The sequence below is a fragment of the Mesorhizobium sp. M6A.T.Ce.TU.002.03.1.1 genome, assembly GCF_003997275.1.
Lineage (GTDB): Bacteria > Pseudomonadota > Alphaproteobacteria > Rhizobiales > Rhizobiaceae > Mesorhizobium > Mesorhizobium mediterraneum.
Genome location: NZ_RZTI01000071.1, coordinates 17,667 through 30,773 on the forward strand (window position 1 = coordinate 17,667; position 13,107 = coordinate 30,773).

At 62.8% G+C, this 13,107-nt stretch carries 10 protein-coding genes; 3 read left to right on the forward strand and 7 right to left on the reverse strand.

Annotated features, from left to right (window positions below):
- Positions 1-111 precede the first annotated feature (111 nt).
- On the reverse strand, positions 112-2,082 hold the full coding sequence (locus EOC93_RS20375) for an acetoacetate--CoA ligase (RefSeq protein WP_127205506.1): 1,971 nt from the start codon (positions 2,080-2,082) through the stop codon (positions 112-114).
- A 182-nt stretch (positions 2,083-2,264) separates the two neighbouring features.
- Between EOC93_RS20375 and EOC93_RS20380 the strand changes: the two genes are divergently transcribed.
- Positions 2,265-4,115 carry an AsmA family protein gene (locus EOC93_RS20380; protein ID WP_095483550.1) on the forward strand — a complete coding sequence of 617 codons (1,851 nt, stop codon included), beginning with the start codon at positions 2,265-2,267 and terminating at the stop codon, positions 4,113-4,115.
- Positions 4,116-4,184: 69 nt separating this feature from the next.
- On the opposite strand, the gene EOC93_RS20385 is transcribed toward EOC93_RS20380, so the two are convergent.
- The 6 genes from EOC93_RS20385 to EOC93_RS20410 all read right to left on the reverse strand — a co-directional run bounded on the left by EOC93_RS20385 (position 4,185) and on the right by EOC93_RS20410 (position 11,199).
- A complete protein-coding gene (locus EOC93_RS20385) occupies positions 4,185-5,003 on the reverse strand; it encodes an ABC transporter permease subunit (RefSeq protein ID WP_095483549.1) in 819 nt (272 codons plus the stop codon).
- Positions 5,000-5,974, reverse strand: a complete 975-nt coding sequence (locus EOC93_RS20390) for an ABC transporter permease subunit (protein ID WP_095483548.1) — start codon at positions 5,972-5,974, stop codon at positions 5,000-5,002. The genes EOC93_RS20385 and EOC93_RS20390 overlap by 4 nt, the downstream gene beginning before the upstream one ends.
- A gap of 9 nt (positions 5,975-5,983) precedes the next feature.
- The gene (locus EOC93_RS20395; RefSeq protein WP_095483547.1) at positions 5,984-7,123 is read right to left on the reverse strand and encodes an ABC transporter ATP-binding protein; all 1,140 of its coding nucleotides are present in this window, start codon (positions 7,121-7,123) and stop codon (positions 5,984-5,986) included.
- A 75-nt stretch (positions 7,124-7,198) separates the two neighbouring features.
- Positions 7,199-8,296, reverse strand: a complete 1,098-nt coding sequence (locus EOC93_RS20400; protein WP_095483546.1) for a polyamine ABC transporter substrate-binding protein — start codon at positions 8,294-8,296, stop codon at positions 7,199-7,201.
- Between the two features lie 358 nt (positions 8,297-8,654).
- Positions 8,655-9,596, reverse strand: a complete 942-nt coding sequence (locus EOC93_RS20405; RefSeq protein WP_127205507.1) for a DMT family transporter — start codon at positions 9,594-9,596, stop codon at positions 8,655-8,657.
- A 148-nt stretch (positions 9,597-9,744) separates the two neighbouring features.
- The gene (locus EOC93_RS20410) at positions 9,745-11,199 is read right to left on the reverse strand and encodes a helix-turn-helix domain-containing protein (RefSeq protein ID WP_126103648.1); all 1,455 of its coding nucleotides are present in this window, start codon (positions 11,197-11,199) and stop codon (positions 9,745-9,747) included.
- A 246-nt stretch (positions 11,200-11,445) separates the two neighbouring features.
- On the opposite strand from EOC93_RS20410, the gene aceA reads away from it, so the two are divergent.
- Positions 11,446-12,735 (forward strand): isocitrate lyase, encoded by a 1,290-nt coding sequence (gene aceA, locus EOC93_RS20415; protein WP_095483543.1) that lies wholly within the window; start codon positions 11,446-11,448, stop codon positions 12,733-12,735.
- 63 nt (positions 12,736-12,798) lie between these two features.
- On the forward strand, positions 12,799-13,041 hold the full coding sequence (locus EOC93_RS20420; protein ID WP_095483542.1) for a hypothetical protein: 243 nt from the start codon (positions 12,799-12,801) through the stop codon (positions 13,039-13,041).
- Positions 13,042-13,107: the final 66 nt, after the last annotated feature.

Below are 13,107 nucleotides of genomic sequence, written 5' to 3' on the forward strand. Positions count from 1 at the left end.
AATTTACCAATGTGTACCACTCATGAAATCTAGGTAAATTCGAGCGAGATATTTCGTTAACCATGCTCGACCAGCACCTATCAAGCCGAATGGCGGCGCCGCTCTGTTTGCTTAGTCGGCAAGCTGCGGCAAATCGCGGAACAGCTCGAGCGCTTCTGGATTGGCCAGCGCCTCCTTGTTCTTGACGGCGCGGCCATGCACCATGTCGCGCACCGCGAGTTCGGTGATCTTGCCCGATTTGGTGCGTGGGATGTCGGCGACGGCGACGATCCTGGCGGGAACGTGGCGCGGGCTCGCCCCGCTGCGGATTTTCGCCCGGATACGTTTTTCCAGCTCGGCGTCGAGCTCAACGCCGGCAGCCAGCCGCACGAACAGCACAACGCGCACGTCATTGTCGAAATCCTGGCCGATGCACAGCGCTTCCAGGATTTCCGGCATCTGCTCGACCTGATTGTAGATCTCCGCCGTGCCGATCCGCACACCGCCCGGATTGAGCGTCGCGTCGGAGCGACCATGGATGATCAGGCCGCCATGGGCGGTCCATTCGGCGAAGTCGCCGTGGCACCAGATATTGTCGAAGCGCTCGAAATAGGCTGCGTGGTATTTCTTGCCTTCGGGATCGTTCCAGAAACCGATTGGCATAGCAGGAAACGCCTTGGTGCAGACGAGCTCACCCTTCTCCTGCCTGAGCGGGCGGCCATCGTCGTCCCAGACATCGACGGCGAGACCGAGACCGGGTCCCTGGATCTCTCCGGTCCACACCGGTTCCGTCGGCACGCCGAGCACGAAACAGGATACGATGTCGGTGCCGCCGGAGATCGAGGCGAGATGCACGTCGTGCTTAATGCCCTCATAGACGAAGCGAAAATCTTCCGGCGACAGTGGCGAGCCGGTGGAGGAGATCGTGCGCACGGTGGAAAGATCATGCGTGCGGATCGGTTTGAGGCCGGCCTTGCGCACGGAATCGATGAATTTGGCCGAGGTGCCGAAATAGGTCATCTTCTCGGCGTCGGCAAAATCGAACAGCACATTGCCGTCGGGGTAGAAGGGCGAGCCATCATAAAGCAGAAGGGTTGCGCCCGACGCGAGGCCGGACACCAGCCAGTTCCACATCATCCAGCCGCAGGTGGTGAAATAGAAGAAGCGGTCGCCGTTGAGCAGGCCGGCATGAAGCCGCTCTTCCTTGACATGCTGGATCAGCGTTCCGCCGGCCGAATGGACGATGCATTTGGGGATGCCGGTCGTTCCGGAAGAAAACAGGATGTAGAGCGGATGCGCGAACGGCAACCGTTCGAAAGCGACCGCCTTGGCCGCGAAGGATGAGAGTGCCTCGTCCAGCGCCGCAGCCTTCTCGACGGTCGCCGCGACATCGCTCGAAGTGCCGAGATAGTCGACGATCAGGACCTTGCGGACGGTGGGAAGCTTTGCCGCAACGGCCGCGATCTTGTCGGCGACCTCGATCGCCTTGCCATTGTACCAATAGCCGTCGGGCGCGATGAAGACGACAGGCTCGATCTGGCCGAACCGGTCCAGCACGCCCTGTTCGCCGAAATCTGGAGAGCAGGACGACCAGACCGCGCCAATCGAGGCTGTCGCCAGCAGGGCGGCGACGGTCTCCGGCATGTTGGGCATCATGGCGGCGATGCGGTCGCCCTTTTTCACCCCAAGCGACAGGAAAAGCTGCTGCAGCCGCGAGGTCAGCGCATGCAGCTCATTCCAGGAGAGCCGGCGCTCGACCTTGTCCTCGCCGCGAAAGACGATAGCGTCACTGGGCCCGGTCTTCTTCAGGAGGTTCTCGGCGAAGTTCAGCTTCGCGTCGGGAAAAAACGCGGCGCCGGGCATCTTATCGCCATCGACGAGCACGCGCTCGCCCCCGCTGGCGCCCTTGTCGCCCACGATCCCGCAAAAATCCCAGACCAGGCTCCAGAATGCCTCGCGATCGTCGATCGACCAGCGGTGTAGATCGGCATAGGATGAAAAACCCTTGCCGGTTCCAGCCGCGGCGGCCGTCATAAAGGCGGTCATCGGCGCCGCGTCGACCTGGTCTTTCGTCGGTGCCCAGAGCGGTGCTTCGCCAGCCATGATCAATCCTCCCGCGGTCACCGTCGCTTATGCATATCGCAGCGCAGCAGAGCAAGATTTTGTTCGGCCGAGCGATGTGGATGTGCGCAAATGCCATCGCTGGGCCATAAAGACTTGAAATGCGTCAGCCGTGGGTTACACCCGTCGGGCGATTTTGTCGGAACGGAAGCATACGGGGCGACATGTCATCATCTTTGATCCGGCGCGGAATATGGGCCATCGGCGTTGCCGTGCTCGTCATCGCGCTGGCCGTCGCCGCGCTGCCGCTCGTTGCCTCGACCCGCATCGTGCGCGATCGCATCGCCTGGGAAATGAGTGCGTGGAGCGGTTTCAGGGTCACCATTGACGGCGCGCCGCGGATCGAGGTCTGGCCGAATTTTCGAGCCATCCTGGCCGACGTGACGCTCTCGCAGTGGACAGAGACCGACGCGCCGCCTGTGATCGAAGCCGAACGGGTCGAGGTCAATCTCTCGGCCATGGCGGCATTGCGTGGCGACGTGGTGTTCTCGACGGCGCGGCTGATCCGGCCGACGATCAGGGTTCAACGCGCAGCAAATGGGCTTTTCCTGCCCGCCTTGCCGTCGGGCGGGCGCATCACGCGTTCCATCGACACCGCTCGCGCCGTGGTCAGCGCCAATCCAGCCAAGCCGGACTTGAGCAAGCTGCCGGCAGATCCGTTCGGCACCGTGGAGTTCAGGAACGGCCGCGTGGTGACCTCCGTCGATGGCAAGGACACTGAGATACTGAGCAGCCTGAGCGGACAGGCGAACTGGGCCGCAATGAACAGCAATGCGACGCTGTCGGCGACCGGGATCTGGCGCGGCGAAAGCGTCGCCGTGGACGCCGCTTCGTCGAACCCGCTGGTGCTGTTTGGCGGCGGTGCTGCGCCGATGACGCTTTCCTTCAAGGCGGCCCCTGCCAGTTTTTCGTTCGACGGCGTGGCCAGCATGTCCGAGAACGCCTATTTCGACGGTCAGGCGAAATTTGCCGCGCCCTCGCTCAGGCGCGTGCTCGAATGGTCGCGGGCCGGCATCGCGCCGGGCGCGGCAATCGGCTCGGTTTCCGTTTCCAGCAAGGTCACCGCGACCTCCGGCCGCATTAAACTCGAAAACACCGAGATCGCTCTGGACGACAATCCAGGGATGGGTGCGCTGGACTTCTCCTTTGGCGAGGCGCGGCCGGTGATCGCCGGAACGCTCGCCTTCGACACGCTCGACTTGCGATCGTTTCTTTCCGCCTTCACACCCTTGGCGCCTGCGGACGGCGCTGGTCCCGGCGAAATCGACATAAGCGTCGCCGACCGCATCGATCTCGATCTCAGATTGTCGGCAGCGCAGGCCACCGCAGGCACCATCCAGCTTGCCGACGTCGCCGCCACCGCCCAGGTCAAGGACGGTCTTGCGGTCTTCGATATTTCCGATGCATCGGCCTTTGGCGGCAACATCCAGAGCAGTCTTCGTTTCGACCGCAAGCCGGGCGGCACGCAGGTCGAGATCAGGCTGCTCGCCTCCGATGTCGATGGCGGCGCTTTTGGGACCGCAGCCGGAATGACGCGGCTGGTGCCGATCGGCAGGGGAACCGTTTCGGTCATCCTCAAGGGCCCGGGCAGAACCTGGGATTCCATTTTCGAAAACGCCGACGGCTCGGTTTCAGCGAAATTCGGCCAGGGCGCCTTGAGCCGGCTCGACCTGCCGGCGTTTCTCAAGCACAACGAACAGGGCGGGTTCTTCGCGCTCGACGATGTCTCCGACGGAACGCTGCCGATCGACGGGGCCGAACTCAAGGCGAGCATTTCGAACGGTGTGGCGAGGATCGACAAGGCCGAAGCGAATTCGGCGAAGTACAAGGTCTGGCTTTCCGGCATCGCCTCCTACGCCGGGCGCGGGCTGGCGCTGTCCGGCGGCATCATTCAGGCGGACCAGCCAGCCACGCAGACAAACAACCAGGGTCCCAACCAATCTTCGTTCTTCGTCGGCGGAACGTGGAGCACGCCGTTCATTTCGCCGATAAGCCGCGGGGTTTCCGGAGAATAGGCAACGAGGCTGCTGCGGGCGTCGTCGGAAGTGCGTCCTGCCGGCTTTTTCTGGGTGCCGCTTCTTTCGTCACCCCCGCTGAGCGGCCTGCTCGTCGCGCTGGCGCTGCACCTCGCGACGCTTGTTGGCGAGCGAGGCGATGATGACCCCAACCGCCACGACCGCGATCAGGATGGTGCAGGCGGCGTTGATCTCCGGCGTCACACCGAGACGAACCTGGCTGTAGATCTTCATCGGCAGCGTGGTGGCGCCAGGCCCTGAGGTGAAGCTGGCGATGACCAGATCGTCGAGTGACAATGTGAACGCCAGCATCCAGCCCGACACGATCGCAGGCATGATGACGGGCAGCGTGATCTGAAAGAAGGTCTTCACCGGCGGCGCGCCCAGATCCATCGCGGCTTCCTCCAGCGAGCGGTCGAAGGTGACCAGGCGCGACTGCACGACGACGGCGACGAAGCACATTGTCAGGGTGATGTGGGCAAGCGTGACGGTGAGGAAGCCGCGGTCGAGACCGACGGCGACGAAGAGCAGCAGCAGCGACAGGCCGGTGATGACTTCCGGCATGACCAGCGGCGCAAAGACCATGCCGGAAAACAGCATCCGGCCCTTGAAGCGCGTGTAGCGCGTCAAGGTGAGAGCCGCCAGTGTGCCGAGCACTGTCGCCACGGTGGCCGAGATGACGGCGACGCGGGCCGTTACCCAGGTAGCGTCCATGAGGCCCTGGTTGTGGAACAGCGCGACGTACCATTTGGTCGAGAAACCGCCCCAGACGGTGACCAGTTTCGACTCGTTGAAGGAGAAGACGACGAGCAGGACGATCGGCAGGTAAAGAAAGGCAAAGCCCAGCACGATCGAAGTGATGTTGAAACGGCTCCAGGTCGGGTTCATTTGTCTTGTTCCTGGGCGCGGGCCTGCGCCCGCTGGAAGAGCATGATCGGCACGATCAGCAGCAACAGCAGGATGACCGCGACCGCCGACGACACTGGCCAGTCGCGATTGGCGAAGAACTCGTTCCACAGCGTCTTGCCGATCATCAGCGTCTGCGATCCGCCGAGCAGGTCGGGAATGACGAACTCGCCGACGGCGGGGATGAACACCAGCAGGCAGCCGGCGATGACGCCGGGCACCGACAGCGGAAAGGTGATCTTCCAGAACGCGCTGGTCGGCGGGCAGCCAAGATCCTTGGCCGCTTCGATCAGCGAGTAATCCATCTTTTCCAAGGACGAATAGAGCGGCAGCACCATGAACGGCAGATAGGAATAGACGATGCCGATGAAGATCGCCGTGTAGGTGTTGAGGACGATGAGCGGCTGGCTGATGACGCCGGTGGCGAGCAGCAGCTGATTGAGCAGCCCCTCGGGCTTGAGAATGCCGATCCAGGCGTAGACGCGGATCAGGAACGAGGTCCAGAACGGCAGGATCACCAGCATCAGCAAAGTCGGACGAAGCGTCGCCGGCGCGCGGGCCATGCCATAGGCGATCGGGTAGCCCACAAGCAATGTCAGCACCGTCGAGATGGCGGCGACGATGACACTCGTCACATAGGCATTGAAGTACAGCGCATCTTGCGTCAGCCATGTGTAGTTATCGATGCTGAGCTGTTTCAGCTGGGCGAGAAAACCGGAAAGGCCGTCGCCGAAGTCAAGCACCGGCGTGTAGGGCGGTATGGCGATTGCCGTCTGCGACAGCGAAATCTTGAAGACGATGATGAACGGAATGAGGAAGAAGAACACCAGCCAGAGATACGGGATGATGATGACGAGACGGCCAATGAAGGCGGCACTCAATCTGGCCAAGGCGGATTTGCCAGCATCGGTGGCCTGAGAGGTTGCTGCGGCGGTGACAGCGGCATTCGACATGACCGTCCCCTATCGCGTCAGCACAACGCCGGCGTCCGGCCGGAACGACACCCAGGCACGGTCGTTCCAGCTCAGCGGATCCTCGGTGATGCGGGCCGCGTTCATCGTGCTTGCCCGCACCACGTGGCCGTCGTCGAGCCTGACGTGATAGACGGTCATGTCGCCGAGATAGGCGATATCGTAGACCTCGCCTTCGATGGCGTTGACGGCTCCGGCCGGCTTCTTCGACGATATCTTGATCTTCTCCGGCCTGATCGCGAAAGCGACGGCCGCGCCGGTGGCGGCATCGCCGGCATTCTCGGTCCGGATGGTGATGCCGTTGCCGGCGTCGATGCTTGCCGCGCCGGCCTCGCCACGCGCGATCTTGCCTTCGAACATGTTGACGTTGCCGACAAAGCCGGCGACGAAGCGGGAACCAGGCGCCTCGTAGACTTCCGCCGGCGTCGCCACCTGCATCACCTCGCCCTTGTCGATGATGGCGATGCGGTCGGCCATGGTCATCGCCTCTTCCTGGTCGTGGGTGACGACGACGAAGGTGAGGCCGAGTGACTGCTGCAGATCCATCAGCTCGAACTGCGTTTCCTCGCGCAGCTTCTTGTCCAGCGCGCCCAATGGCTCATCGAGCAGCAGCACCTTCGGCCTTTTGGCGACCGAGCGGGCAAGCGCGACGCGCTGGCGCTGGCCGCCGGACAATTGGTGCGGCTTGCGCTTGGCGAACTGCTCGAGCTTGACCAGCTTCAGCATCTCTCCAACGCGCGCCGCGATCTCGGGCTTCGGCATGCCGTCCTGCTTGAGGCCGAAAGCGATGTTGTTCTCGACCGTCATATGCGGGAACAACGCGTAGGACTGGAACATCATATTGACCGGCCGCCGGTAAGGCGGGATGCCGCGCAGATCCTGGCCATCGAGCAGAATGCGGCCGGCGGTCGGCTCCTCGAAGCCGGCGAGCATCCGCAGAAGCGTCGATTTTCCGCAACCCGACGCCCCGAGCAGGGCAAAGAACTCGCGCTCGAATATGGTCAGCGACAAATTATTGACGGCGGTGAAGTCACCGAACTTCTTGGTGACCTTGTCGAACTGGATGTATGGCTTGGCGTTCGGATCGTTCCATGGCGCGAAATCCCTGCGGATGCTGCCAAGCGATTTCATGTCCCACTCCGTCCTGGTTCTATCCCCAAAAAAGATTTGACCCCGGCACGCTGTGCCGGGGTCCTTGATCGTCTCTTATTGCCCGGTGACGATCCTGGTCCAGGTGCGGGTGACCACGCGCTGGGTCTTGGAATCGTAAGGGGAGATGGTGAACAGCTTCGCCAGCGTCGCCTCGTCCGGGTAGATCGCCGGGTCCTCGAGTATCTCCTTGCTGATGAACTGCTGCGACGCCTTGTTGCCGTTGGCGTAGAAGACATAGTTGCTCGACTTGGCGATCACTTCCGGCTTCATCATGTAGTTCAGGAATTCATGCGCCTCGGCGACATGCGGCGCGTCGGCCGGGATTGCCATCTGATCGAACCACATTTCGGCACCCTCCTTCGGCACGGAATAGCTGATCTCGACGCCATGGTTGGCCTCGGTCGCACGGTCGCGCGCCTGGAACACGTCGCCCGACCAGCCAACGGCCAGGCAGATGTCGCCATTGGCCAGTGCGTTGATATATTCCGACGAGTGGAACTTGCGGATGTAAGGCCTGATCTTCAGCATCAGTTCCTCCGCCTTGGCGAAATCGTCCAGCGACGTGGTCTCGGGATCGATGCCCAGATATTTGAAGGCGTTCGGGAGGATGTCGCTCGGGGAATCGAGGACATAGACACCGCAATCCTTCAGCTTGGCCAGCTTTTCCGGATTGAAGAACACGTCCCAGCTGTCGATCTTGTCGGTCCCGAGTGCTTCTTGCACTTTCTTGACGTTATAGCCGAGGCCGACCGTGCCCCACATGTAGTTGATCGAATATTCGTTGCCCGGATCGTACTTGGCTGTGCGCTCCGAGACGATGTCCCACATGTTGGAAATGTTGGGCAGCTTCGACTTGTCGAGCTTCTGGAACACACTTGCCTGGATCTGGCGTGCGAGGAAATTGGCGGTCGGCACGACGACGTCGTAGCCGCTGCCGCCGGCAAGCAGTTTCGTCTCCAGAAGCTCGTTGGAATCGAAGGTGTCGTAGGTGACCTTGATGCCCGTTTCCTTGGTGAAATCCTCGATGATCGAGCTGTCGATGTAATCCGACCAGTTATAGACATTGACGACACGGTCCTGGGCATGAGCGCCGAGGGTGAAAAGCGTCAGAAATGCCGAGGTCGCCGAAAGCCAGAACGCTTTGCGGGTCATTGAGTCTCTCCTTTGATGAGTGTTCCATCGCCAGCTCGTCGCAGGGCTGCGCGGCTGGGCGTTTGCTTCAGATTATTGGGCTTTCCGGCAAGCGACAAGCGCGAACCGCCGACACCTTGGTGGTTCGATGTGCAGCGGCCAAGGCTCCCGTTCCCATGTCGTGATCCGGATGGCGTTCCAGCGCCGTCAGAGGCTCTCGCCACGACGCGGGCAGGGATACGACGATGTTGTCCGGTCTCGATCGGGCCGGAGGGGAGACTTGGCAAGATACGCCTGTCTTGTTGTTGCCGTATTGGCAGCCTGCCCGCGCGGCTGCGGCGTTGTCAATGGCTCATCTCGCTTTGGCGCGTGCGCTGCATCAATTAGGCGACGGCATGCCGGTGACACCCGGCCGCACGGGTCGCGCCTGACGCTTGAATTCGAGCCCGATATGGACGAGCAGCGCCGTGACCACGACCGTGCCGCCAAGGATGGTGCGTCCCGACGGCACCTCGGAATGGATGAGCCAGACCCAGATCGGGCCGAGGATCGGCTCGAAGGTGCCGAGGAGTGCCGCGACCGCCGCCGGAACAAGCCGGGCGCCGGTGGCGAAGAAGGCAAGGCCGAGACCCAGATTGACCACGCCGAACGCAAACAGGAAGCCCATGTCGCTGCTGGAAACGCCGAATTGCGATGCCTGGGACGCCGCGAATGCGGCGGCAAGCATCGTGCCGAGGCAGGTCGCTGGCGTCATGCGCACATGGGCAAAGCGCCGCGTGATGACGGTGGCGATCGAAAACATCACCGCGATGAGCAGCGCCAAGCCGTCGCCGACGGGCGACACGGCGCCATCGAGCGATTCCGATACCATGATGGCAACGCCGGCAATGACGGCTGCAATCGCCACCCACGTCGCGGCGGCCACCCGTTCGCGAAACAGCACCCAGGCAAACAGCGCTGCCAGCAGCGGCACGCCGGCCTGCATCAAAAGGATGTTGGCGACGGTGGTGTAGGCAAGCGCCACGACAAAGCAAGTCGATGCAGTGGCGAAGCAGAACGCCACGGCAAGGCCGGGCAGGCCCATGCCGCGGAACAGCTTCACCGTGCCGTGCCAACCGTCGCGCCAGATCATGAAGCAGACCAGGAAGGCGGCAGCCCAGACCGAGCGCCAGAACACCACCGTCCAGCTGTCGCCCGCTTCGATGAAGCGGGCGATGGCGCCGCCGAAACTCCACATCAGCGCCGACAGAAATATCAACAGGAAGCCGACGCGCTCCTCACGCGGCGAGACGGCAATCGGTGATGATGCGGTATCGGTCATGGGCGCGACTGTCGACGATTTCAGGGCGGCACGATGCGCAACGGACGACAAGAACGTGCTTCATTCGCGTAGCGCAAAGGCAGCAGCGGAGCGTGGTCCACCGGGCGGCGACGGTTGTGGCAAAGGCGGCAGTCGGTTGTCTGGGGCCTCACTGGAAATCGAAGGCGCTCAGCCCGGTCACCATTTCGTCGAGGCCGAGCGGGCGCGTCACCGGCGGCTCGGCGCGGGCGAGGCAGCCGATGCGCTCACACAGCCGGCAGGCCGGGCCTATCGGTGTGGCCGGATTGATGCCCTGTCCGGCTTTTCCTGTCGTTGCGGCGGCTGGCCCCGGCAGTGCCGTGCCGTAGACGATCTCGTCACGAAAGCCGATGTCGCAGCCGAGCAGAAGCGCGGTACGGCGCGGGCGCTCCGAAAACGAGCCTTGCGGCCCTTCGAGCGTGCGGGCGACGCAGAGGAACTCGGCGCCATCGGGCATTTCCACCGCCTCGACGAAGATCTGGCCGGGCTGGGTAAAGGCGGCATGCACGGGGAGCTTCGGACAGCCGCCGCCGAAGCGGCTCTGGGGAAAACCCTGGCTGCCCGCCTTACGGAAGCGGTTGCCGGCACTGTCGACCTCGAGCATGAAGAACGGGACGCCCGGCGTGCCCGGCCGCTGCAGCATTGTCAGGCGGTTCGCCGCCTGCTCGAAGGAGACGCCGAAGCGCGAGCGCAGCACGTCGATGTCGTACCGCGCGCGGGTCGCGGCCGCATGGAAGGACTGGTAGGGCATCATCAGCGCGTGGGCGGCGTAGCGGCCAAGCTCGAAGCGGGCGAGCCGGCGGGCCTCATCCGTGGTCAGCTTCAGCGCCTGGATCTCGCCTGCCACCGCGACCGTCATGCGGATCAGGCAGGCCTCCATCGCCACCTCGCGCAACTGGTCGAACGGCGACAGGCGCTCGGACAGAAACAGACGCTGCGAGTGGCGGTCGTAACGGCGGCGCCAGTTCGGCATGGTGGCGACCGGCAGCACCTTGACCACGATGCCGTATTCGCGCTTTAGCCAGGCCTTGAGCGCACCGAGCAGATCGTCGCCGGGATCGAGCACCGACGTGAATGCCTCGGCCTCCTCTTCGAGCGCGGCAAAATGGTTCGGCCGGCGCTCGAAAATCTCGTGCACCTCGTCAATCGGCAAGCGGGCGCCGGAGAGTGCCGTCGCTTTGCCCTCACGCGCGAGAAGCTCGTTGAGGTCGGAAAGGCGCTCGGCCTGCTCGCGATAGGCGCGAAACAGTTTTATCACCGCGGCGGAAGCGTTGGGCGCTGCCTCGGCAAGCTCGATCAGCTCCTGGTCACCAGGCAATTCGCCGACCAGCAGCGGGTCTGAAAACACTTCCTTCAGGGCGGCGACCGACCCCCTCGCCTCGCCCTGCAATTCATGCGGGTCGACCTTGTAGACAGATGCCAGCTTTAGGATCAGCTGGACCGTCAGCGGCCGTTGGTTACGCTCGATGAGATTGAGATAGGACGGCGAGATGCCGAGCCCTTCGGCCATCGCCGTCTGGGTCAGGCCCTTGGCGCTGCGGATACGGCGGATGCGCGGCCCGGCGAAGATCTTTTGATCGGCCACTCGACTGTCCTTGACAGAAATTTACATTGCTTCTGCACGGCGATGTCACGCCGGTCTTTACAATCATGACAAATTTACAGCGCCTGGCTGTCAAACGCAACACAGGTTTTCTCTTATTCCTCAGCCAAATCTACGGTTTCTCTCGCCTGTTTCGCGCCGAAATGTAAATGCTGTCACACCAAAACGGCGCGAAATCTGCATGAGGCGGCGTTCTCTATCCCAGTAACGATTTATCCGGAGTGACCAATGACCGATTTTTACAACCTCGTCCCCTCGGCGCCGGAAGGCCGCTTCGACGGCATCGAGCGGCCCTATTCGCCGGACGATGTGAAGCGACTGCGCGGTTCGGTCCAGATCCGGCAGAGCCTCGCCGAAATGGGCGCCAACCGGCTTTGGCAGCTCATCCACGAGGAGGACTTTGTCAACGCGCTCGGCGCCATGTCGGGCAACCAGGCGATGCAGCAGGTCCGGGCCGGGCTGAAGGCGATCTACCTGTCTGGATGGCAGGTCGCCGCCGACGCCAACACCGCCTCCGCCATGTATCCGGACCAGTCGCTTTATCCCGCCAATGCCGCGCCCGAACTGGTCAAGCGCATCAACCGCACGCTGCAGCGTGCGGACCAGATCGAGACCTCCGAAGGCAAGGGGCTTTCGGTCGACACCTGGTTCGCGCCTGTTGTCGCCGATGCGGAAGCCGGTTTCGGCGGGCCGCTCAATGCCTTCGAGATCATGAAAGCCTTCATCGAGGCGGGTGCCGCCGGCGTCCACTACGAGGACCAACTGGCGTCGGAAAAGAAATGCGGCCATCTCGGCGGCAAGGTGCTGATCCCGACCGCCGCACACATCCGCAACCTCAACGCCGCGCGGCTTGCTGCCGACGTCATGGGCACGCCGACGCTGGTCGTCGCGCGCACCGATGCGGAAGCGGCAAAGCTGCTCACCTCCGACATCGACGAGCGCGACCAGCCCTTCGTCGACTATGGCGCCGGCCGCACGGTGGAGGGCTTCTATCAAGTCAGGAACGGCATCGAGCCTTGCATTGCGCGGGCCGTCGCCTACGCGCCCTACGCCGACCTGATCTGGTGCGAGACCTCCAAGCCCGATCTGGCGCAGGCCAAGAAGTTCGCCGAGGGCGTGCACAGGCATCATCCCGGCAAACTTCTCGCCTATAATTGCTCGCCGTCGTTCAACTGGAAGAAAAACCTCGACGACGCCACGATCGCCAAGTTCCAGAGGGAGCTCGGCGCCATGGGCTACAAGTTCCAGTTCATCACGCTGGCCGGCTTCCACCAGCTCAATTTCGGCATGTTCGAACTCGCCCGCGGCTACAAGGCGCGGCAGATGGCGGCTTATTCCGAGTTGCAGGAGGCTGAATTCGCGGCGGAAGCCCACGGCTACACCGCGACCAAGCACCAGCGCGAAGTCGGCACCGGCTATTTCGACGCCGTGTCGATGGCGATCACCGGTGGCCGGTCTTCAACCACGGCCATGCATGAATCGACCGAGCACGCCCAGTTCAAACCGGCGGCGGAATAGCAGGAACGCAACGAACAGAGGAACGCCCCCGAAGGGGTATAAATACGCAGAAGGAGAAGACCAATGGCATCGATAAGCCGCGTCAAGGAACGGGCCGAAGAACAGGCCACCACCATGAGCGTCGACCAGCAAGCAACCATCCGCATGCTTGCGAACGACCTGCACAGGCTCAACCAGTCGGTGATGAAGGCGGTCGAGGCCGGTGTGTCGGTTGAGCTCGTGCGCTCGGCACGGCACCATGGCGGCGACGGCAACTGGGGCGATCTGCTGATCCCGGTGATCGTCACGCAGCGGAGCCACGGCTGACCGAAGTCCAAGCAAAGCCTATTGTGGATCCGGAATCACCTGCGCAGTCTCTGCGCAGGTGATTCC

Excerpts from the sequence above, each read along its gene's own strand:
- EOC93_RS20375 (WP_127205506.1), bottom strand. The coding sequence starts at position 2,082 with ATGGCTGGCGAAGCACCGCTCTGGGCACCGACGAAAGACCAGGTCGAC.
- EOC93_RS20380 (WP_095483550.1), top strand. The coding sequence starts at position 2,265 with ATGTCATCATCTTTGATCCGGCGCGGAATATGGGCCATCGGCGTTGCC.
- EOC93_RS20385 (WP_095483549.1), bottom strand. The coding sequence starts at position 5,003 with ATGAACCCGACCTGGAGCCGTTTCAACATCACTTCGATCGTGCTGGGC.
- EOC93_RS20390 (WP_095483548.1), bottom strand. The coding sequence starts at position 5,974 with ATGTCGAATGCCGCTGTCACCGCCGCAGCAACCTCTCAGGCCACCGAT.
- EOC93_RS20395 (WP_095483547.1), bottom strand. The coding sequence starts at position 7,123 with ATGAAATCGCTTGGCAGCATCCGCAGGGATTTCGCGCCATGGAACGAT.
- EOC93_RS20400 (WP_095483546.1), bottom strand. The coding sequence starts at position 8,296 with ATGACCCGCAAAGCGTTCTGGCTTTCGGCGACCTCGGCATTTCTGACG.
- EOC93_RS20405 (WP_127205507.1), bottom strand. The coding sequence starts at position 9,596 with ATGACCGATACCGCATCATCACCGATTGCCGTCTCGCCGCGTGAGGAG.
- aceA (WP_095483543.1), top strand. The coding sequence starts at position 11,446 with ATGACCGATTTTTACAACCTCGTCCCCTCGGCGCCGGAAGGCCGCTTC.
- EOC93_RS20420 (WP_095483542.1), top strand. The coding sequence starts at position 12,799 with ATGGCATCGATAAGCCGCGTCAAGGAACGGGCCGAAGAACAGGCCACC.